This is a genomic window from Streptomyces sp. NPDC091289 (assembly GCF_044757365.1).
In the GTDB taxonomy this organism is placed as follows: Bacteria; Actinomycetota; Actinomycetes; order Streptomycetales; family Streptomycetaceae; genus Streptomyces.
Genome location: NZ_JBIVUT010000013.1, coordinates 194,003 through 212,966, shown reverse-complemented (window position 1 = coordinate 212,966; position 18,964 = coordinate 194,003). Strand labels below are relative to the sequence as shown.

At 72.2% G+C, this 18,964-nt stretch carries 17 protein-coding genes; 9 read left to right on the top strand and 8 right to left on the bottom strand.

Annotated elements, in window-relative coordinates; all coding sequences use genetic code 11:
• Positions 1 to 143: 143 nt before the first annotated feature.
• Both ACIQPT_RS19475 and ACIQPT_RS19470 read right to left on the bottom strand, forming a co-directional pair.
• Positions 144 to 1,325: an ROK family protein gene (locus ACIQPT_RS19475; RefSeq protein ID WP_401157119.1), complete on the bottom strand. Its 1,182-nt coding sequence runs from the start codon at positions 1,323 to 1,325 to the stop codon at positions 144 to 146.
• A 147-nt stretch (positions 1,326 to 1,472) separates the two neighbouring features.
• Positions 1,473 to 2,432 (bottom strand): beta-ketoacyl-ACP synthase III, encoded by a 960-nt coding sequence (locus ACIQPT_RS19470; RefSeq protein ID WP_401157118.1) that lies wholly within the window; start codon positions 2,430 to 2,432, stop codon positions 1,473 to 1,475.
• Between the two features lie 244 nt (positions 2,433 to 2,676).
• On the opposite strand from ACIQPT_RS19470, the gene fdhD reads away from it, so the two are divergent.
• Positions 2,677 to 3,525, top strand: coding sequence for a formate dehydrogenase accessory sulfurtransferase FdhD (gene fdhD, locus ACIQPT_RS19465; RefSeq protein ID WP_401157117.1), 849 nt, complete (start codon positions 2,677 to 2,679; stop codon positions 3,523 to 3,525).
• A 45-nt stretch (positions 3,526 to 3,570) separates the two neighbouring features.
• Here fdhD and ACIQPT_RS19460 read toward each other — a convergent pair whose 3' ends face one another.
• Positions 3,571 to 4,635: a bile acid:sodium symporter family protein gene (locus ACIQPT_RS19460; protein ID WP_401157158.1), complete on the bottom strand. Its 1,065-nt coding sequence runs from the start codon at positions 4,633 to 4,635 to the stop codon at positions 3,571 to 3,573.
• 119 nt (positions 4,636 to 4,754) lie between these two features.
• On the opposite strand from ACIQPT_RS19460, the gene ACIQPT_RS19455 reads away from it, so the two are divergent.
• From ACIQPT_RS19455 to ACIQPT_RS19440, 4 genes are all read left to right on the top strand, one after another.
• Positions 4,755 to 5,636, top strand: coding sequence for a LysR substrate-binding domain-containing protein (locus ACIQPT_RS19455; RefSeq protein ID WP_401157116.1), 882 nt, complete (start codon positions 4,755 to 4,757; stop codon positions 5,634 to 5,636).
• A 306-nt stretch (positions 5,637 to 5,942) separates the two neighbouring features.
• Positions 5,943 to 7,742, top strand: a complete 1,800-nt coding sequence (locus ACIQPT_RS19450) for an AMP-dependent synthetase/ligase (RefSeq protein ID WP_401157115.1) — start codon at positions 5,943 to 5,945, stop codon at positions 7,740 to 7,742.
• Between the two features lie 147 nt (positions 7,743 to 7,889).
• Positions 7,890 to 8,726 (top strand): aldo/keto reductase, encoded by an 837-nt coding sequence (locus ACIQPT_RS19445; protein WP_401157114.1) that lies wholly within the window; start codon positions 7,890 to 7,892, stop codon positions 8,724 to 8,726.
• 103 nt (positions 8,727 to 8,829) lie between these two features.
• Positions 8,830 to 9,297: an RICIN domain-containing protein gene (locus tag ACIQPT_RS19440; protein ID WP_401157113.1), complete on the top strand. Its 468-nt coding sequence runs from the start codon at positions 8,830 to 8,832 to the stop codon at positions 9,295 to 9,297.
• Between the two features lie 92 nt (positions 9,298 to 9,389).
• Here ACIQPT_RS19440 and ACIQPT_RS19435 read toward each other — a convergent pair whose 3' ends face one another.
• On the bottom strand, positions 9,390 to 9,848 hold the full coding sequence (locus ACIQPT_RS19435; protein WP_401157112.1) for a MarR family winged helix-turn-helix transcriptional regulator: 459 nt from the start codon (positions 9,846 to 9,848) through the stop codon (positions 9,390 to 9,392).
• Between the two features lie 153 nt (positions 9,849 to 10,001).
• On the opposite strand from ACIQPT_RS19435, the gene ACIQPT_RS19430 reads away from it, so the two are divergent.
• Positions 10,002 to 11,090, top strand: coding sequence for an epoxide hydrolase family protein (locus tag ACIQPT_RS19430; protein ID WP_401157111.1), 1,089 nt, complete (start codon positions 10,002 to 10,004; stop codon positions 11,088 to 11,090).
• On the opposite strand, the gene ACIQPT_RS19425 is transcribed toward ACIQPT_RS19430, so the two are convergent.
• Both ACIQPT_RS19425 and ACIQPT_RS19420 read right to left on the bottom strand, forming a co-directional pair.
• Positions 11,083 to 12,084: a class I SAM-dependent methyltransferase gene (locus ACIQPT_RS19425; protein WP_401157110.1), complete on the bottom strand. Its 1,002-nt coding sequence runs from the start codon at positions 12,082 to 12,084 to the stop codon at positions 11,083 to 11,085. The genes ACIQPT_RS19430 and ACIQPT_RS19425 overlap by 8 nt on opposite strands.
• A complete protein-coding gene (locus ACIQPT_RS19420) occupies positions 12,081 to 13,088 on the bottom strand; it encodes an AraC family transcriptional regulator (protein WP_401157109.1) in 1,008 nt (335 codons plus the stop codon). The genes ACIQPT_RS19425 and ACIQPT_RS19420 overlap by 4 nt, the downstream gene beginning before the upstream one ends.
• A gap of 117 nt (positions 13,089 to 13,205) precedes the next feature.
• Here ACIQPT_RS19420 and ACIQPT_RS19415 point away from each other — a divergent pair, with 117 nt between their 5' ends.
• Together ACIQPT_RS19415 and ACIQPT_RS19410 are read left to right on the top strand one after the other, a co-directional pair.
• Positions 13,206 to 14,132 carry an NmrA family transcriptional regulator gene (locus ACIQPT_RS19415; protein ID WP_401157108.1) on the top strand — a complete coding sequence of 309 codons (927 nt, stop codon included), beginning with the start codon at positions 13,206 to 13,208 and terminating at the stop codon, positions 14,130 to 14,132.
• 116 nt (positions 14,133 to 14,248) lie between these two features.
• On the top strand, positions 14,249 to 15,211 hold the full coding sequence (locus ACIQPT_RS19410; protein ID WP_401157107.1) for a LysR family transcriptional regulator: 963 nt from the start codon (positions 14,249 to 14,251) through the stop codon (positions 15,209 to 15,211).
• A gap of 98 nt (positions 15,212 to 15,309) precedes the next feature.
• On the opposite strand, the gene ACIQPT_RS19405 is transcribed toward ACIQPT_RS19410, so the two are convergent.
• Entirely contained in the window at positions 15,310 to 15,615 is a 306-nt protein-coding gene (locus ACIQPT_RS19405; RefSeq protein WP_401157106.1) for a 4a-hydroxytetrahydrobiopterin dehydratase, read from the bottom strand.
• A gap of 132 nt (positions 15,616 to 15,747) precedes the next feature.
• Here ACIQPT_RS19405 and ACIQPT_RS19400 point away from each other — a divergent pair, with 132 nt between their 5' ends.
• On the top strand, positions 15,748 to 16,572 hold the full coding sequence (locus tag ACIQPT_RS19400) for a helix-turn-helix domain-containing protein (RefSeq protein ID WP_401157105.1): 825 nt from the start codon (positions 15,748 to 15,750) through the stop codon (positions 16,570 to 16,572).
• A gap of 51 nt (positions 16,573 to 16,623) precedes the next feature.
• Here the strand turns inward: ACIQPT_RS19400 and secD are convergent, their stop codons facing one another.
• Positions 16,624 to 18,963, bottom strand: coding sequence for a protein translocase subunit SecD (gene secD / locus ACIQPT_RS19395; protein WP_401157104.1), 2,340 nt, complete (start codon positions 18,961 to 18,963; stop codon positions 16,624 to 16,626).
• Between the last annotated feature and the right edge of the window lies 1 nt (position 18,964).

The following is an 18,964-nucleotide window of genomic DNA, read 5'->3' as shown; positions in this document are numbered from 1 at the left end:
CGGTGAGCGGACAGGGCGCAGGGCTGGAGGTGCCGTGGAGCCGGCGGCACCGCGAACGGCTGCTGACAAGGAGGTGGTTCGGTGGTGCGTGGTGCGTACGGCTGCTGACGGGGTGGTTCCGTGGTGCGTCGTACGGCCTGGGGTCAGGCCGGTGAGAAGAGGTGGTCGCTGATGAGCCGGGCCGCGCCGATCACTCCGGCGGTGGGCCCCAACTCGCCCAGCACGATGGGGAGATTGCCGGTGGCCAGGGGCAGGGACTGCTTGTAGACCTGGGTGCGGACACTGGCGAGGAGGTTGTGACCGAGGCCGGTGACCCCGCCGCCGATCACCACCAGACCGGGATTGAAGAAGCTCACCAGGCTCGCGATCACCTGGCCGAGCCGGTTGCCGCCTTCGCGGATCAGGTCGAGCGCCGCGGCGTCCCCGGCAGCGGCGGCGGCCGCCACGTCGGCGGCGGTGAGATGGCCCGCCGCCTCCAGCCGGGCGGCGAGCTCGGGCGAGCGGCCCTCCCGGGCCGCGTCCTCCGCGTCCCGGGCGAGGGCGGCGCCGCTGAAGTGGGCCTCCAGGCAGCCTTTGTTGCCGCAGGCGCAGGACCGGCCGTCCGGGTCCACCTGGATGTGCCCGATGTCCCCGGCGCTGCCGGTCGTGCCGCGGTAGACCTCGCCGCCGACGACGATGCCGCAGCCGATGCCCGTACCGATCTTGACGCAGAGGAAGTCGCCCACGGAGCGGGCCACACCCGCGTGCTGCTCCCCCATGGCCATGAGGTTCACGTCGTTGTCGACCATGACGGGGCAGCCCAGCTCCTGGCTGAGCGCCTCGCGGACCGGGAAACCGTCCCAGCCGGGCATGATCGGCGGCGCGACCGGCACGCCCTCGGGGAAGCGGACGGGGCCGGGGACCCCGATGCCCGCGCCGTCGAAGCCCTCGGCGAGCCCGGAGGCCCGCAGTTTGGCGGCCATCGACAGGGCCTGCTCGAAGACGGCGACGGGCCCCTCGCGCACGTCCATCGGATGGTTGAGGTGTCCCAGTACCTCCAGCTCCGCGTTGGTGACGGCCACATCGATCGAGGTGGCACCGATGTCGACCCCGAGGAAACGCAGTTCGGGAGCGAGCCGGATGTTGTGCGAGCGACGGCCGCCGCGCGATGCGGCGAGTCCGTCGGCCACCACCAGGCCGGTCTCCAGCAGCCGGTCCACCTCGACGGCGAGCTTCGAGCGCGAGAGTTCGACCTGATCACCCAGTTGTGCACGGGAGTTGGGGCCCCCGTCGCGCAGCAGTCGGAGCAGCCGCGCCTGATGCGCGTTCGCGGGTCGTGCCGTCATACGTCTCACGCGTCCCTCCCCGCCACATCGGCCAGTCCGTCGGGCTTTCGAGGGGAACGTAGCAGCGCTTTCCCGGAGTGGGAAGAAGTTGCGCAGGAATCGGCCCCAACTTTCTCCACACCCAGGACAAAGGTTCTGGAGAAGTGGTCAGGGGCAGCGGATGACCTGGCCCGCGTAGGAGAGGTTTCCGCCGAACCCGAAGAGCAGGACGGGTGCGCCGGAGGCGACCTCGCCACGCTCGACCAGCTTGGACAGGGCCATCGGGATGGAGGCGGCCGAGGTGTTGCCGGAGTCCACGACATCCCGGGCGATGACGGCGTTGACCGCGCCGATCTTGCGGGCGACCGGCTCGATGATCCGCAGATTGGCCTGGTGCAGCACGACGGCGGCCAGGTCCTCCGGGGCGATGCCCGCCTTCTCGCAGACCCGGCGGGCGATCGGGGGGAGCTGGGTGGTGGCCCAGCGGTAGACGGACTGCCCCTCCTGCGCGAAGCGCGGCGGCGTGCCCTCGATGCGGACCGCGTTGCCCATCTCCGGCACGGAACCCCACAGCACCGGTCCGATGCCGGGCCCGTCCGGAGTGTCGGGGGCGGCCGGGTCGGCGGTGACGACCGCCGCGCCCGCACCGTCGCCGAGCAGCACACAGGTGGTGCGGTCGGTCCAGTCCGCGATGTCGGCCATCTTGTCGGCGCCGATGACCAGCGCCCGGGTCGCCGCTCCGGCCCGGATCGCGTGGTCGGCGGTGGCCAGTGCGTGGGTGAAGCCGGAGCACACCACGTTGATGTCCATCACGGCGGGCGAACCCATCCCGAGCCGTGCCGCGACCCGTGCGGACATGCTCGGGGACCGGTCGATCGCGGTGGAGGTGGCGACGAGGACCAGATCGATGTCCGAGGCCTGCAGACCGGCCGTGGCCAGCGCCTTGGCTCCCGCGTGCGCGGCCATCTCGTCCACCGGCTCGTCGGGGCCACCCACATGGCGGGTCTTGATGCCGACCCGGCTGGTGATCCACTCGTCGCTCGTGTCGACCATGGCCGCCAGGTCGTCGTTGGTGAGCACCTTGGCGGGCTGGTAGTGGCCGAGCGCCACGACACGTGAGCCGGTCATACGGGTTCCCATCGTCAGGTAGGGCAGGAAACATCCAGTCTTGGTCGCTACCGCCGGGTACGGGGGCACGTGATCCCACAGATATCCGGCCCACACGTTGGAGCATTGACAACAGCCTGGTCAGCGTGCTGCACCCGCGACTGCGACACGCCGGTGCGGGTGCCGGACAATGACGGGGTCAGGTTCCGGCTTCCGTACACGGACGCGGAAGCCGCCGCACACGGACAGAATCGGGTTCACATCCATGGGACGGGTCACCGAACGCCGCCGCACCCTCCGCATCCGGGACGGTGCCGTCTCCTCCCGCGCAGACACCCTGGTGGCGGAAGAACCACTGGAGATCCGTCTGAACGGCCGGCCCCTGGCCATCACCATGCGTACGCCGGGCGACGATTTCGCGCTGGCCGCGGGTTTCCTGGTCAGCGAGGGGGTGATCGCCGAAGGGGACGAGGTGCAGTCGATCGTCTACTGCGCCGGGGCGACGGCGGACGGCGTGAACAGCTACAACGTGGTGGACGTGAAGCTCGCGCCCGGGGTCGAGGTCCCCGACATCACGCTGGAGCGGAACGTCTACACCACCTCCTCGTGCGGCCTGTGCGGCAAGGCCAGCCTGGACGCGGTGCGCACCACGACCCGGCACCCGGTGTCCGACACTCCCCCGGTGCGGATCACCCCGGAGCTGCTGTCGGCCCTCCCGGACCGGCTGCGGGCCAGGCAGCAGGTGTTCGACCGGACGGGCGGCCTGCACGCCGCCGCGCTCTTCTCCGAGGAGGGCGAGCTGCTGGACGTCCGCGAGGACGTCGGCCGGCACAACGCGGTCGACAAGCTGGTGGGCCGGGCGCTCACCGACCACCGGCTGCCCCTGTCGCGGGCCGTTCTGCTGGTGTCGGGCCGGGCCTCGTTCGAGCTGGCGCAGAAGGCCGTGATGGCGGGGATCCCGGTGCTCGCGGCGGTCTCGGCACCGTCCTCGCTGGCGGTGGACCTGGCGGCGGAGAGCGGACTGACGCTGGTCGGCTTTCTGCGGGGCCCGTCGATGAACGTGTACGCCGGTGAGCACCGGATCGCGCTGGAGGCGGCGGCCCGGCAACCCTGAACCACGTGAACCACGTGAGGCACCTGGGCACCTGGGGCACCTGCTCTAGCGGGGCATCGCGGCCGCGGCGGCCCCCGGCGTGGAGCCGGAGGCGGCGGCCGAGCCCTCGGAGCCGGCTGCCGGGTCCTGCGGCGGTTCGGGGTCGCGGGAGCGGCGCTTGGCGATCACCGCGCAGACCATCAGCTGCATCTGGTGGAAGAGCATCAGCGGCAGCACCGCGAGGCTCGCGTGCGCCCCGAAGATCACGCTCGCCATCGGCAGCCCGGCCGCCAGGCTCTTCTTCGACCCGGCGAACTGGATGGCGATCCGGTCCGCCCGGTCGAACCCGAGCCGCCGTGCCCCGTACCAGGTCAGGGCGAGCATCACGGCCAGCAGGACCGCCTCGGCGGCGAGCAGCCCGCCGAGCCGGGCCGGGGTGACCTGGTGCCAGACACCGGCGACCATGCCCTCGCTGAACGCGGTGTAGACGACCAGGAGGATCGACCCCCGGTCGACCAGGCCGAGTACCTTCCGGTGCCGGGTGAGGAAGCCGCCGACCCAGCGGCGCAGCAGCTGTCCGGCGAGGAACGGGACGAGCAGCTGGAGCACGATCCGCAGCAGGGATTCCGCCGAGAACCCGCCCCCGGTCGAGCCGAGGAGCAGGGCGGCGAGCAGCGGGGTCAGGAGGATCCCGGCGAGGCTGGAGAAGGACCCGGCACAGATCGCGGCGGGCACATTGCCCCGGGCGATCGAGGTGAAGGCGATGGACGACTGGATCGTCGAGGGGACCAGGCACAGGAAGAGGAAGCCCGCCTGGAGCTCGGGCGTCAGCACGTACGGCACCAGTCCGTTGCTCGCCAGCCCCAACAGCGGGAACACGACGAAGGTGCAGGCCAGGACGGTGAGGTGGAGGCGCCAGTGCTTGAGCCCGTCGAGCGCCTCGGCGGTGGAGAGCCGCGCCCCGTAGAGGAAGAACAGCAGGGCGACCGCGCCGGTGGAGGCCCCGCCCGCCACATCGGCGGCGGTCCCCCGGGCGGGCAGCAGCGCCGCGAGGGCCACGGTCGCGGCCAGCGCCAGGAGGTAGGCGTCGACCGGCAGCCAGGACGGCGGTCGGGGGATACGGCGGGTCATGTGCGGGGTGCTCCGGCGGTAGGCGTTCCGTTTCGGCATCCATCCTGCTCCCGGACCGCGCCATCGGGAATCAGGTATACCGCTCTGACTGTCATCACGGATCCCGATAACGTGACCTCATGGACGCCACGTACGACCCCGCCCAGCTGCGCACCTTCCTCGCCGTGGCCCAGACGCTGAGCTTCACCCAGGCCGCGCGCAGGCTCGGATGCCGTCAGTCCACGGTCAGCCAGCACGTGCGGCGGCTGGAGGAGGCGACCGGGCGGCAGCTCTTCGCCCGGGACACCCATCGCGTCGACCTCACCGAGGACGGCGAGGCGATGCTCGGCTTCGCGCGGACGATCCTGTCGGCGCACGAGCGGGCCGCCGCGTTCTTCGCGGGCACGCGGCTGCGCGGCCGGCTGCGGTTCGGGGCCTCCGAGGACTTCGTGCTGACCCGGCTCCCCGAGATCCTGGAGTCCTTCCGCCGCGACCATCCGGAGGTCGAGCTCCAGCTCACCGTGGAGCTGTCCGGGACGCTGCACCGGCAGCTCGAGGCGGGCCGGCTGGATCTGGTGCTGGCCAAGCGGCGCACCGGTGACACCCACGGGGAGCTCATGTGGCAGGACGCGCTGGACTGGATCGGCGCACCGCAGCTGCGGGTGGATCCGGAACGCCCCGTACCGCTGGTCGTCTTTCCGCCGCCGGCCATCACCCGGGCCCGCGCCCTGGAGGTGCTGGAGGAGCAGGGGCGGGCCTGGCGGATCGCCTGTACGAGTACGAGCCTGAGCGGTCTGGTCGCGGCGGCGCGGGCGGGGCTGGGGGTGATGGCGCACTCCCGGGGGATGATCCCGCCGGGGCTGGTGCCGGTTCCGGCCAGGACGGGGCTGCCGGAGCTCGGCGGCGTCGATTTCGTCCTGCTGCACGGGAACCGCAGGGGCGCGGCCCAGGAGGCGGCCGACGCGCTGGCCTCGGCGATCCTGGCGGGCGGCGACCGACTGCACCGCGGGACGGGCTCCTAGGGGCGCGGAGCGCGCTTTCAGGGCCGCGGGCGGGGACCGGCAGTGGGCACAGCGGGCGGATTCGGTGGAGATTCCGGCGCGAGCCGCTTACTCCTCCGGCAGAACTGGACCGGACGGGACCGGCCGGACGCCCGAGCCTTGCCCATCTGGCCGGATTTCGACGGTTGACCTGTGCGGACGACACGCGGACGACCGGTGTGCGGAGGCTCCGGGCCCCTCCCGCCGGGCCCCTGCTTGGGGTAGCGTCGCGGCGCTGTGCGGAGCGCCATTAGGAGCATGTCATTGCGCGATTTCACTGTCCCACCCATGGCGGCGGCGCCTCAAGTCGGTGGTCTGGCCGATGTGGTCTTCGACTACGCGGAGGACGATCCGCACCGCGTCGCGCTCGGCCGCAAGGACGCCGGGGGCCAGTGGCGTGATGTGACCTCCGCGGAGTTCCGCGATTCCGTGCTGGCCCTGGCGAAAGGGCTGATCGCGCACGGGGTGCGGTTCGGCGACCGGGTCGCGCTGATGTCCCGTACGCGATATGAGTGGACGCTCTTCGACTTCGCGCTCTGGACCGTCGGGGCCCAGTCGGTGCCGATCTACCCGACCTCATCGGCCGAGCAGGTCCTGTGGATGCTGCACGACGCCGAGGTGGTGGCGGTGATGGTCGAGCACGAGGACCACGCGATGACCGTCGGCTCGGTGATCGACCGGCTGCCGCACCTGAAGCGGCTGTGGCAGCTGGACGCCGGAGCGGTGGGCGAGCTGGTCGGGGCGGGCGCGAACATCGACGACGAGGTGGTGCAGCGGCACCGGCGCGCGGTGACGCCCGATTCGGTGGCGACCGTCATCTACACCTCGGGGACGACGGGCCGCCCCAAGGGATGCGTGATCACCCACGCGAGCTTCATGTTCGAGAGCGACACGATGGTGACGCGCTGGGAGCCGGTGTTCCATTCCAAGCCCGGCGACGAGGCGGCCACGCTCCTCTTCCTGCCGCTGGCCCATGTCTTCGGGCGGATGGTGGAGATCGCCGCGGTCCGTGGCCGGGTCAAGCTCGGCCATCAGCCGGAGCTGTCCGCGAACGCGCTGATGCCGGACCTCGTGACGTTCCGGCCGACCTTCATCCTGGCGGTGCCGTACATCTTCGAGAAGGTGTTCAACGGGGCCCGGCGCAGGGCCGAGGCGGAGGGCCGGGCCGGGCCGTTCGACAAGGCTGTCGACATCGCGGTGAAGTACGCCGAGGCGCTGGAGCAGAAGGCGTTCGGGGAGGGTCCCGGGCCTTCGGCGGGGCTCCGGATGCAGCACCAGTTCTTCGACAAGGTCGTCTACAAGAAGGTCCGCGACGCGATGGGCGGCCGGGTGCGGCACGCGATGTCGGGCGGTTCGGGCATGGACCGCCGGCTGGGGCTGTTCTTCGCGGGCGCCGGGGTGACGGTCTTCGAGGGGTACGGGCTGACCGAGTCGACCGCCGCGGCGACGGCGAACCCGCCCGAGCGCACCCGGTACGGCACGGTCGGCCAGCCGATTCCGGGGACGTCGGTGCACATCGCGGACGACGGCGAGGTGTGGGTGCACGGGCCGAACGTGTTCTCCGGCTATCTGGGCAATCCCGCGGCCACCCGGGCGGTGCTGCAGGACGGCTGGCTGGCGACGGGGGACCTCGGTGCGCTGGACGAGGACGGCTATCTGACGATCACCGGGCGGAAGAAGGAGATCCTGGTGACGTCCGGCGGCAAGAGCGTCTCCCCGGCCGGCCTGGAGGAACGCGTACGGGCGCATCCGCTGGTGGCGCAGTGCATCGTCGTCGGCAACGACCGCCCGTACATCGCGGCGCTGGTCACCGTCGACCAGGAGTCCGTGGACCACTGGCTGACGATGCAGGGCCGCACCCCGCTCGGCCCGGCCGACCTGGTGCGCGACCCGGACCTGGAGATGGAGGTCCGCCGGGCGGTGGTGGCCGCCAACACGGCGGTGTCCCAGGCCGAGTCGATCCGTACGTTCCGGATCCTGGCCCATCCGTTCACCGAGGAGCTGGGGCTGCTGACGCCCTCGCTGAAGCTGAAGCGCAAGGCGATCGAGACGGCGTACGAGGTCGAGGTCGACGCCCTCTACCACTGACCCGGCGGCGACCGGACGGCGAAGGTGCGGCGAAGGGGCGGCGCGATCGAGGCTGATCCAGGCCGCCGGAAGGGGGCGGGAATGCTGGGACCCGCCCGGTCGTTGTCGTGGGGAGTTATCAACCGACGACGTTAGGATCGACCGCTCGTGAGCCAGGTCCCCTCCATCACCCTCAACAACGGCCTCGACATGCCGCAGCTCGGTTTCGGTGTCTGGCAGGTGCCGGACGACGAGGCGGAGAAGGCGGTCGCCACGGCCATCGAGACCGGGTACCGGAGCATCGACACCGCCGCGATCTACGAGAACGAGACGGGCACCGGCAAGGCCATCGCCGCCTCCGGCGTCGCCCGCGACGAGCTGTTCGTCACCACGAAGCTGTGGAACAGCGACCAGGGTCACGACAGCACGCTGCGCGCCTTCGACGCCTCGCTGGACAAGCTCGGCCTGGACTACGTCGACCTGTATCTGATCCACTGGCCCGTCCCGGCGAAGGACGCGTACACGGACACGTACAAGGCGTTCGAGAAGATCCTCGCCGACGGCCGCGCGAAGGCGATCGGCGTGTCGAACTTCCACCCCGAGCACCTCAAGCGGCTGCTCGCCGAGACCTCCGTGGTCCCGGCCGTCAACCAGATCGAGCTGCACCCGCAGCTCCAGCAGGCCGAGGCCCGCGCCTTCCACGCCGACCACGGCATCGCCACCGAGGCGTGGTCGCCGCTGGGCCAGGGCAAGGGCCTGCTGGAGGTGCCGACGGTCGTCGCCATCGCCCAGAAGCACGGCCGCACCCCCGCCCAGGCGGTGCTGCGCTGGCATCTGCAGACCGGCAACATCGTGATCCCGAAGTCCGTGACGCCGTCGCGGATCAAGGAGAACCTCGATGTGTTCGGCTTCGAGCTGGACGCCGACGACCTCGCCGCCTTCGCGGCCCTGGACGAGGGCAAGCGGCTCGGCCCCGACCCGGCGGAGTTCAACGTCGGCGCCTGAGCCCCCGGCCGACGACGGCGCCCCCACCGGGATCCCGGTGGGGGCGCCGTCGTCGGCCGTGTCCCAGCGGCAGCACACACGTCAACCGGGGAGACAGGAAAACATGAGCGGCGAACTCGCGCCCGTCGTCGAGGCGGGCCCGTACCGCCTGCGCAACGTCGGCAGCCGGCTGTTGCTGGAGGTGCACGGCGCGGCCAGGGGCAGCGGGGCCCGGGTCCAGCAGGGCGAGGACGACACAACGGCCGCGCAGGTGTGGCGGCTGTCCCCGGTGCACGAGGGCGCGGCCCTCTTCCATCTGGTCAACGAGCACAGCGGGAAGCGGCTGGACGTGGCCAATGCCGATACGTCGAACGGCACCCGGATCCAGCAGTGGAAGGCCAACAACTTCGGCGCCCAGGAGTGGCTGATCGAGCAGCACGCGGAGGCGCCCGGGACGGTGACGCTGGTGAGTTTCATCAGCGGGCTCGTCATGGAGGTCGCGGACCGTTCCACCGAGGCCGGGGGCACGATTCAGCAGTGGGAGGACACCGACTCCCCCTTCCAGTGGTGGCGGTTGGAGTCGGCGGAGTAGGGCTGGGCCTGTCGTCGAGCTGCCGCCGTCGAGCTGCCGTCGTCGCCCGAAGGGCGGTCCCGTGCGGCAACACCCCGTCGGCCACGGCGCGTTCAGCCGTGCCGGCCGCCGTGATGGTCGACGACACGGGTGAGCAGGTCGGTCAGGTTCCGCCGGTCGGCCGCGGGCAGCGGGGCGAGGAACTCCTCCTGGGCTGCGGCGAGCAGCCGGTCGAGGTGGCTGAGCTCCCTGCGGCCCGCCGGGGTGATGCTGATGATGTTGCGCCGGCGGTCCGCCGGGTCGGGGGCGCGCTCGATGAGTTCGCGTTCGGCGAGGTCGTTGACGGTCGCCACCATGTCGCTGCGGTCGATGCCGGTGCGGCGGCCGAGGGCGGCCTGGCTGGACGGGCCGCACTCCTCCGACGCGGCGAGCAGGGCGTAGTGGTAGCGCCGGACGCCGGCCTGGCCGAGCGCCTGATCCACGATCCGATTGGCGGCCAGGGCCGCCTGGTTGGCCAGCCTGCTCGGCAGCGCGCGCAGCCGCCGCGGCGGCGTCCCCTCTGCGGTTTCCACGGAGGCAATCTAGCAAATTCATTGGCCACACCCACGATCACCCATATGGTGGGTCACGCCAACGTTGGCACAACCAACGACATGGAGGGTCATGGATCAGGGTCACGTCGACCGTCATGAGATCACCGACCCCGTAGCCCTGGAGCCACAACCATGATCAGACCGTTCCGCATCGACATCCCCCAGGCCGACCTCGACGACCTCGACGATCGGCTCTCCCGCACCCGCTGGCCCAACGAGGTCGCCGACGCCGGGTGGGACTACGGCTTCCCGCTGGCGCGGCTCAAGGAGCTGGCCGATCACTGGCGTACCGGATACGACTGGCGCGCGCACGAGGCCGAACTCAACGGGCTGCCGCACTTCACCACCGAGATCGACGGCCAGAACATCCATTTCGTCCACGTCCGGTCCCCGAAACCGGACGCGCTCGCGCTGATACTCACCCACGGCTGGCCCGGTTCGTTCCTGGAGTTCCTCGACGTGATCGAGCCGCTGGCCCGCGACTTCCACCTGGTGATCCCGTCCATCCCGGGCTACGGCTTCTCCGGTCCGACCCACGAGCGCGGCTGGGACATGGTCCGGATCGCACGGGCCTGGGCCGAGCTCATGCGCCGCCTCGGGTACGGGCGTTACGGCGCACAGGGCGGCGACTTCGGCTCGGGCATCTCGACGGCGCTCGGCGCCGTGGCACCCGAGCAGGTGGTCGGGGTGCACGTCAACTACCTGCCGACCAGGCCGGACCCGGACGCCGGGGTCGCACTGTCCGCGGTGGAGGAGGCCCGGCTGGACCGGATCAGGGGGATGATGGCGAGCCGCCCGCCGTACCAGGCCCTGCAGGCCACCACCCCGCAGACCATCGGCTACGCGCTGACCGACTCGCCGGTCGGCCAACTGGCCTGGATCGCCGAGCGCTTCGCCCAGTGGACGGATCCCCGCTCGCGGATCGATGACGAGCGGATGCTCACCGACATCTCGCTGTACTGGCTGACCGCCACCGCGGCCTCCTCGGCGCGGCTGCACCGCGAGGCACCGCGGCGGACCGAGCCGTGCACGGTACCGGTCGGGGTGGCGGTGTTCGCGCACGACATCACCCAGTCGGTGCGACCACTGGCCGAGCGGCTGTACGACATCAGGCACTGGTCGGAGTTCGACCGGGGCGGTCACTTCGCCGCGATGGAGGTGCCGGAGCTGTTCGCCGAGGACGTCCGGGACTTCTTCCTCACCCTCACCCTCGTCACGTAGCGGCAGAACCGCCGGACATGCCCTGTTCGCGGCGGCCCAGGTGCACGGTGCGGGCGGCGAGCAGGTGGACGTCGGGGCGGTGGTGAAGGCCTTCGGGGTCCTCGGGGTCCAGCAGGCGGTCCAGTACGGCGCCGTCCTCGGCCGTCAGGAGGTCGCCGAGCACCTCCCGTTCACGGGCGATGCTCGCGACGACATGGTCGCGGGCGGTCCGGGAGAGCGGGGCGGGCAGGTCGAGGAGGAAACTGCGGGTGCCCTGCGGGACGAGGCCGACCGCGGTGAAGAGCGCGCTCCAGTCCTCGGTCTCCCGCTTCGCGCCCGGGAGTTCGGACCGCATGTGCTCGAAGCGCGTGGCAGCGGCCGCACCCATCCGGGCCTCCAGGCCGGGCTGTCCGATGCCGATGTCGCGGGGCAGCCGTCGGGTGGGCAGTCCGCCCTCGACGAGCGCGACCGTGCCGCCGGGCCGCAGGAGCCCGGCGAATCCGGCCAGCGCGGCCCGCTGGTCGCCCAGATGGTGCAGGGAATTGCCCGCCCAGATCAGGTCGGCCTCGCCCAACCGGTCGAGGTCGTCGGGGAGTTCGGCCTCCAGGGTCCGGAAGCGGTCGATCACGCCGAGGCGTCGGGCACGGTTCTTCGCGCGTTCCAGGAGAGCGGGAGTGGCGTCCACGGCCACCACCTCGGCCTCCGGGAAGACCTCGGCCAGCAGGCAGGAGACGACGCCGGGACCGCTGCCGACGTCCAGGACCCGGCGGACCTCCGGCGCGGTGGGCAGGGCGGCGATCCAGCGGGCCGCCTCCTCGTACTGCGCTCCGTTGAGTTCGGCCTCCTGCTCCAGCAGGGGGCCCAGGACGTCCCAGTCGATGTCCGTCGCCGGATCGCCTGCCGATCCATGCGCATGCGCATGCGCGTGAGCATGAGCATGGGTGTGGGCGTGGGCCTGTACGGGGGTGGCGAATGCGTGCGCGTCGTGGGGGCCGTGACCGGCGTGGCTGCTCATGGGGTCAGACTCCCCGGGCCCCGGTCGTGCGGCAAGCTTCGTTGCCGGTCCGGCAAATCGGGGTGGTCCCGCGGGCTGCCGCGGTACTCCTGGGGGCTGACTCCCCTGGCCCGCTTGAACGCGGCGCTGAAGGCGAAGGGGGCGCTGTAGCCGACCTTCCGGGCCACGGCCTCCACCGTGGCGTCGCTCTCGCGCAGCAGGTCGGCCGCGACGGCGAGCCGCCGGCCGGTGAGGTACGCCATCGGCGGCTCCCCGACCAGTTCGGTGAACCGCCGGGCGAGCTGGGCCCGGGACACCCCGACGCGGGCGGCGAGCGTGGCGACGGTCCAGGGGTCCGCCGGGGCGTTCCGGAGGAGCCGCAGCGCCGTGCCCACGACCGGGTCGCCCATCGCGCGGTACCAGGCGGGGGCGTCGGCACCGGGCCGGGCGAACCAGGCGCGGAGCACGGCGATCAGCAGCAGGTCCAGCAGCCGGTCCAGGACGACGCGCTGGCCCGGCTCGTCCTGGGCGATCTCCGCGTCGAGCAGGTCCAGCAGCGGCCGGGTCCGCGCGTCGGCGGGGACCGTGAGCAGCGGGGGCACGGCGTCCAGCAGTCGGCTGCTGATCTCGCCGTCCAGCAGGTAGGTGCCGACGAGGACCGCAGTAGCTCCGTCGGCGGCGTTTCCCCAGGTCCGTACGGACAGCGCCATGTCCTGGGAGAGCGGCCGGCCGTGCAGCGTGGTGCAGACGCCGCCGGGTCCGATGAGCGCGTGGGGTGTCGTACCGGGCGCGTCGGCGACGGTGTACGGATCGGGGCCGCGGACCACCGCGATGTCCCCGGGGCCGAGCCGGACCGGTTCGCCTCCGTCGGGCGGGACGACGCAGGCCGTGCCGCGCCGGACCGACATCAGACAGATCGGCGCCCGGTCCTCGATCCGTACCGCCCAGGGCGGCTCCATCACCATGCGGAGCAGAAACGCGCCCCGGGCCCGTGGTCCGTCCAGGAGTCCGTCGAGAGCGTCCATGACCGCCAGCGTAGACGGGCGGACGCGGGGGCGCGTGGACGGAGAAGTGGACGGAGAAGTAGGTGCCTGAGCCTCTGGAGCATGTCCGGCCGGTCACGGGCCCGGGAGTCTGGAGCCATGACAGAGAACGCGAACACGCGACAGAACGACGGCAACGGCAGCAGCAACGGCAGCAGCGGACGAGACGGAGGGCAGGCCATGGGAACGGTTCTGGTGACGAGCGGCACGGGCAAGACCGGCCGTCGGGTGGCGGAGCGGCTGACAGCCCTCGGGGTGCCGGTCCGGTCGGGTTCACGCACAGCTTCACGCCCGGGCGAGGTGCCGTTCGACTGGCAGGACGACACCGGGTGGGCAGCCGCGCTGCGCGGCGTACAGGCCGCCTATGTGGCGTACTACCCGGATCTGGCGGTGCCCGGGGCGGCGGAGGCGATGGCCGTCTTCGGGCGGACCGCGGCGGCGTGCGGGGTGCGCCGGGTGGTGCTGCTGTCGGGGCGCGGCGAACCACAGGCGGCCGTCGCCGAGGAAGCCCTCCGCGGCGCGGAAGGGGTGGCCGGGGCGGTGGAGGTCACGGTCGTCCGGTCGGCGTTCTTCGCGCAGAACTTCAGCGAGGGCGCGCTCCTGGACGGCGTGCTCGGCGGTGAGCTGGCGTTCCCCGCGGGCACGACGGCGGAACCGTTCCTCGGCCTCGACGACCTGGCCGACGTGGTGGTGGCCGCGCTGACCGGGGACGGGCACGCGGGTGCGGTGTACGAGCTGACGGGCCCCCGGAGCCTGACGTTCGCGCAGGCCGCCGAGGAACTGGGCCGGGCGGCGGGCCGGCCGGTGCGGTACGTGCCGGTGACGGGACCCGCGTACGCGTCGCTGCTGGAGGAGTTCGGGGTGCCGGGACCGGAGGCGGGATTCCTGGCCGAGCTGTTCGCGACGCTGCTGGACGGACACAACACGGCGACGACGGACGACGTGAAGCGGGTCCTGGGGCGGGAGCCGAAGGACTTCACCGACTTCGCCCGCGAGGCCGCCGGGGACGGCGCCTGGCACGGCTGAACCGGAACGCCGTTCCCCGCCGCCGCACCCCGCGGAGTACGCCCTCTGTACACCGACCGAACGGTAGGCGGAGCACACATATTGCCGGGGTGACGCCGGGCCCATAACTTGCCCTTATGGAGCTGGAGTTGCGCCATCTGCGAACGGTCCGTGCCATAGCCGACACGGGCAGCCTCACCAAGGCCGCCGCCACACTGGGGCTTGCCCAGCCCGCTCTCAGCGCTCAGCTGCGGCGGATCGAGAAGGCCCTGGGCGGCGCGCTCTTCGACCGCGACCACACCGGAGCACGCGCCACCCCGCTCGGCGAACTGGTGCTGGAGCGGGCCCGGGTGGTGCTGCCCGCGGTCAGCGAACTCCAGGCGGAGGCCGTGCGGTTCGCCAATGCCACGGGGTCGCTGGACCGGTTCCGGCTGGGCGGCACGCACGGCCCGCTGCTCGGCGGTCTGGTGGACCGGATGGCCGCCGCGCACCCGTCGGTGCCGGTGTCGACGTACACCTCGTGGTCGGTGGCCGAGATCGCCTCGCTGGTGATCGACGGGCGGCTGGACTTCGCGCTGATCGGAACGTGCGGCGAGAGTCCGCCGCCGCTGGCGGACCGGCTGGTCTGGGAGGTCGTCGGGGTGGACCCGGTCTTCGTGATGCTGCCGGAGGACCACGCCTTGGCCGGCGAAGCGGAACTGGACCTGGCCGCGCTCGCGGACGAGTGCTGGGCGGACGTGCCGGGCGACGGCTGCTTCGCCGACTGCTTCACCGCGGCCTGTGCGCGGTCGGGCTTCACCCCGGTGTCGGTGTACGAGACGGACACCTCCTCCGTCGTCCATCTGGTGCAGGTGGGGCGAGCGATCGGGCTGTGCCGGGCGACGTTCCCGCCGGCGCCCGGGCTGGTGACCCGGCCGCTGGCCGGTGCGCCGCTCAGCTGGCGCCATCTGGTGGGCTGGCACCCGCACTCCCCCGCCGCGCTCGCCGCGGCGGGCACGGTGGCCGGGGCGACCCGCGCGGCGTACGCGGAGGCGGTGTCGCGCAGCCCGAGCTACGCGCAGTGGCTCGGCGCGCACCCGAGGTTCGGCACGGTGGCCTGAGCCCGGATCCGATCCGGACCGCCCCGGCCAAGGCCCGCCCCGACCCGGCCAAGGCTCGACCCGGACCGGGCCGGACGGACACCGACGGCTCCGCCGGGCTATTCGGCTCCGTGGGCCGGGGCGGCGGCCGCGACCCGGGCGGCGAGCGCGAGATCCTTCTCGGTGACCGCGCCTCCCGCGTCGTGCGTGTGGATGGAGAGGGCCACCGTGTTGTAGCCGAGCTTCAGGTCGGAGTGGTGGTTCAGCTCGTCCTGGATCCGCGCGATGTGAACCGTCAGCGCAGCGGCGGCGACGTGGGAGGGCAGCCGGAAGGTCCGGGTGATCCGGTCCCCCTCCAGCGCCCAGCCGGGCAGGCTCTCCAGCCGGCGGGCGATCTCGGTCGGCGACAGCGGTTCGGCGCTCATGGAACGGCTCCCGTGGGTCTCGGTTGCGTACGGTCAGGATTGCGTACGGTCACGATGGATCGGCGCATGCGTCACAGCGGGCCGGGGCGGCCCGTACCGGCCCCGGCCCGCCGGTGACGTTACGGTCTCGGCATGACGACTGTCTTGCCCGACACGGGAGTAGGCCCACTGCTGCGCGACTGGCGGGAGCGGCGGCGCATCAGCCAGTTGGAGCTGGCCCTGCGCGCGGACTCCTCGGCCCGCCACATCTCGTTCATCGAGACGGGCCGCTCCCGGCCCAGCGAGGACATGGTTCTGCGGCTGGCCGAGCAGCTGGACGTCCCGGTCCGGGAGCGCAACGCGCTGCTCGTGGTCGCCGGTTACGCGCCCCGCTACGCGCAGACGCCGCTCGACGACCCCGCGTTGGCCTCCCTGCGCGAGAGTCTCGACCGGCTGCTCACGGCGTACGAGCCGTATCCGGCGCTCGTGGTGGACGGCACCTACGGGGTGGTGGCGGCCAACCGGGGTATCGCGCTGCTGCTGGAAGGGGTGCCGGAGAAGCTGCTGACCCCGCCGGTGAACGCCATGCGGCTCACCCTCCACCCGGAGGGGCTCGCGCCGCGCATCGTGAACCTCCCGGAGTGGCGGGCGGACCTGCTGGCACAGATGGACCGTCAGATCGCCCTCGTACGCTCGCCGGAGCTGCGTGAGCTGTACGACGAGGTGGCCGCCTACCCGGTCCCCGCACGGCCGGACGGCACGGACCGGGCGGGCGGTACGGACCGGGAGCGGGAGCGGCCCGCCGCGTTCGCGCTGCCGATGCTGCTCGAACACGGGGGCCGGGTCCTGTCGTTCGTGTCGTCGATCGCGACGTTCAACACGCCGATGGACGTGACGGTGGCCGAGCTGGCCATCGAGACGTTCCTCCCCGCCGACCGGGAGACCGCCGCCTATCTGCACGACCACGTCCCGTCCTGATCACCTCGGAGATCACCTCTGAATCACCTCTGAATCACCTCGGAGATCACCTCAGACGCGGGCTCCGTTGTCGAGCGGGTCGCGCCTGGACGCACCGGCGCGCCCGCGCGCCTTGCCCTTGCCCTTGCCCTTCCCCTTCCCCGGTGCGGGCGGCGGGGCCTTCGCGGTCCGTTCCAGGGCGAGCGCCCCGGGTACGGCGGTGAACACCGAGGACCAGGTGCCGACGACGATGCCGATGAGCAGGGCGAGCGCGAAGTCGGCGAGCGAGTCGCCGCCCAGCACCGCGAGGGCGGTCAGGATGAACAGGGCGCCCATCCCGGTGTTCACCGTGCGCGGAACGGTCTGGAGGACGGCCCGTCGGGCGATGGTGTCCAGCGGAGTCCGCCGGTTCGCCCCCCACAGCTCCCGTACCCGGTCGAAGACCACCACCGAGTCGTTGACCGAGTAGCCGATGACGGTGAGCAGGGCGGCCAGGAAGATGCCGTCCACCGGCCGCCCCAGCCAGGCGAAGGCCCCCACCACGAGGATCACGTCGTGCACCATGGCCCCGACGGAGGCCACGGCGAACGTCCAGCGGAACCGGACCGCCAGATAGGCCAGTTGCACGGCCACCGCGACCGCCAGGGCGATCAGCGCGTTGCGCCGCAGTTCGTCGCCGAGGCTCGGGCCGATCAGCTCGTCCCGTACCTTCTCCGTCTCGCCGCCCTCCTCCGCGATCGCGGCTCGCAGGGCGTGTTCGCCGTCGTTGTCGAGCTTCCCGGTGCGTACGGACAGGTCGCCGTCGCCCGCCGTGGTGACCTCGGCGTCGCCGAACCCGGCGGCGGTGAGCGTGTCCCGGGCCGTTTCGACGTCGACCGGGCGGCTGGTGGAGTACTCCACGAGCCGGCCCCCGGTGAACTCGACGCCCAGGTCGACCCCGCGCACCACGATCCCGGCCACCGCTACGGCGACCAGGGCCGCCGAGACGACGAGCCAACGGACCGGTTTCCGGAAGAGCTGCGGGTCCTTGCGGACCAGCCACGTCCGTACGGCGCCGGGGCGCGCGATGCCGTTGACGCTCCGGTAGTCGCTGACGAAGCGGGAGTTCGCGGCGATCTCGGTGAGCGCGCGGGCGATGACCAGCGCGGAGAACATCGACGCGACGACGCCGATGGCGAGGGTGACGCCGAAGCCCTTGACCGGGCCCGAACCCAGGAAGAAGAGCAGTCCGGCGGCGATCAAGGTGGTCACGTTGGAGTCGGCGATCGCGCTCCACGCCTGCTGGAACCCGGTGGTCAGCGCGGAGCGCAGAGAGCGTTTGGGCCGCTCCGCGCACTCCTCCCTGGCCCGTTCGAAGACCAGGACGTTCGCGTCGACCGCCATCCCGATCGCGAGGACGAATCCGGCGAGCCCGGGGAGGGTCAGTGTGACGCCGAGGGCGACGAGCGCGGCGTAGGAGATCACCCCGTACGCGCCCAGCGCCACGGCGGCCAGCGCGCCGAAGAGGCGGTAGACGAGGGTGATGAAGAGTGCGGTGGCGGCTGCTCCGATCAGGGCGGCCCGCGCGCTCGCGTCGATGGCCGCCGCGCCGAGCGTCGGGCCGACGGTCCGCTGCTCGACGATCTCGACGGGTACGGGCAGGGCCCCGCCCTTGATGAGCAGCGCCAGGTCACGCGCCTCGTCCGCGCTGAACGAGCCGGTGATCTGGGTGGCCCCGGACGGCAGTCCGGCCCGGCAGCCGACCGAGGGGTCGACCTGCGGCGAGGAGATGACCTTCTCGTCGAGGACGATGGCGACCCGGCGACGGTCGTCCCCCGCCGGATGGCAGGCGGCCTCGCCGGTCAGCCGCTTCCAGTCCTGGCCCGCGTCCTTGCGGAATTCGAGCGACACGCTCCAGCCCGCCCCGCCCTGCGCGTCGAACCCGGCCGTGGCGTCCTCGACACCCGCGCCGGAGAGCCGGGCGGTGCCGAGCGCGAGCTGACGGCCCTGCTCGTCGGGAAGTGTCAGCTGGTCGGGGGCGGGGTCGGTTCCCCCGGTCTCATCGGCAGGCTCCTCGGTCCCCGGGCCCTCGACCGCGTGGAAGGTGAGCTGGGCCGTCCGGCCGATCACCTCGGCGGCCTGGCGCGGATCCTGGACGTCGGGCAGTTCGACGATGATCCGGTCCTCGCCGGAACGGGTCAGGGTCGGTTCGGAGACGCCCAGCGAGTCGATGCGCTGCCGCAGCACCTCCAGGGTGCGGTCGGTGGTCTCCCGGTCCGCCTGGACGGTGGCGGTGTCCCGGGCCTGGAGCACGATACGGGTGCCGCCCTGGAGGTCGAGTCCGAGTCTGGGCGACATGGTCAGGGTGATGAAGACGGAGACGAGCAGAACGGCGACAGCCAGAACCGCTCGCACCGCGGTGGCGCGAGTCATG

Bases quoted from the DNA above. Each gene is read 5' to 3' on its own strand.
- ACIQPT_RS19440 (WP_401157113.1), top strand. From the start codon at position 8,830: ATGAGCGGCGAACTCGCGCCCGTCGTCGAGGCGGGCCCGTACCGCCTG.
- secD (WP_401157104.1), bottom strand. From the start codon at position 18,963: ATGACTCGCGCCACCGCGGTGCGAGCGGTTCTGGCTGTCGCCGTTCTG.
- ACIQPT_RS19460 (WP_401157158.1), bottom strand. From the start codon at position 4,635: ATGACCCGCCGTATCCCCCGACCGCCGTCCTGGCTGCCGGTCGACGCC.
- ACIQPT_RS19405 (WP_401157106.1), bottom strand. From the start codon at position 15,615: ATGAGCGCCGAACCGCTGTCGCCGACCGAGATCGCCCGCCGGCTGGAG.
- ACIQPT_RS19415 (WP_401157108.1), top strand. From the start codon at position 13,206: ATGACAGAGAACGCGAACACGCGACAGAACGACGGCAACGGCAGCAGC.
- ACIQPT_RS19400 (WP_401157105.1), top strand. From the start codon at position 15,748: ATGACGACTGTCTTGCCCGACACGGGAGTAGGCCCACTGCTGCGCGAC.
- ACIQPT_RS19410 (WP_401157107.1), top strand. From the start codon at position 14,249: ATGGAGCTGGAGTTGCGCCATCTGCGAACGGTCCGTGCCATAGCCGAC.
- ACIQPT_RS19430 (WP_401157111.1), top strand. From the start codon at position 10,002: ATGATCAGACCGTTCCGCATCGACATCCCCCAGGCCGACCTCGACGAC.
- ACIQPT_RS19425 (WP_401157110.1), bottom strand. From the start codon at position 12,084: ATGAGCAGCCACGCCGGTCACGGCCCCCACGACGCGCACGCATTCGCC.
- ACIQPT_RS19420 (WP_401157109.1), bottom strand. From the start codon at position 13,088: ATGGACGCTCTCGACGGACTCCTGGACGGACCACGGGCCCGGGGCGCG.
- ACIQPT_RS19470 (WP_401157118.1), bottom strand. From the start codon at position 2,432: ATGACCGGCTCACGTGTCGTGGCGCTCGGCCACTACCAGCCCGCCAAG.
- fdhD (WP_401157117.1), top strand. From the start codon at position 2,677: ATGGGACGGGTCACCGAACGCCGCCGCACCCTCCGCATCCGGGACGGT.
- ACIQPT_RS19455 (WP_401157116.1), top strand. From the start codon at position 4,755: ATGGACGCCACGTACGACCCCGCCCAGCTGCGCACCTTCCTCGCCGTG.
- ACIQPT_RS19475 (WP_401157119.1), bottom strand. From the start codon at position 1,325: ATGACGGCACGACCCGCGAACGCGCATCAGGCGCGGCTGCTCCGACTG.
- ACIQPT_RS19450 (WP_401157115.1), top strand. From the start codon at position 5,943: ATGGCGGCGGCGCCTCAAGTCGGTGGTCTGGCCGATGTGGTCTTCGAC.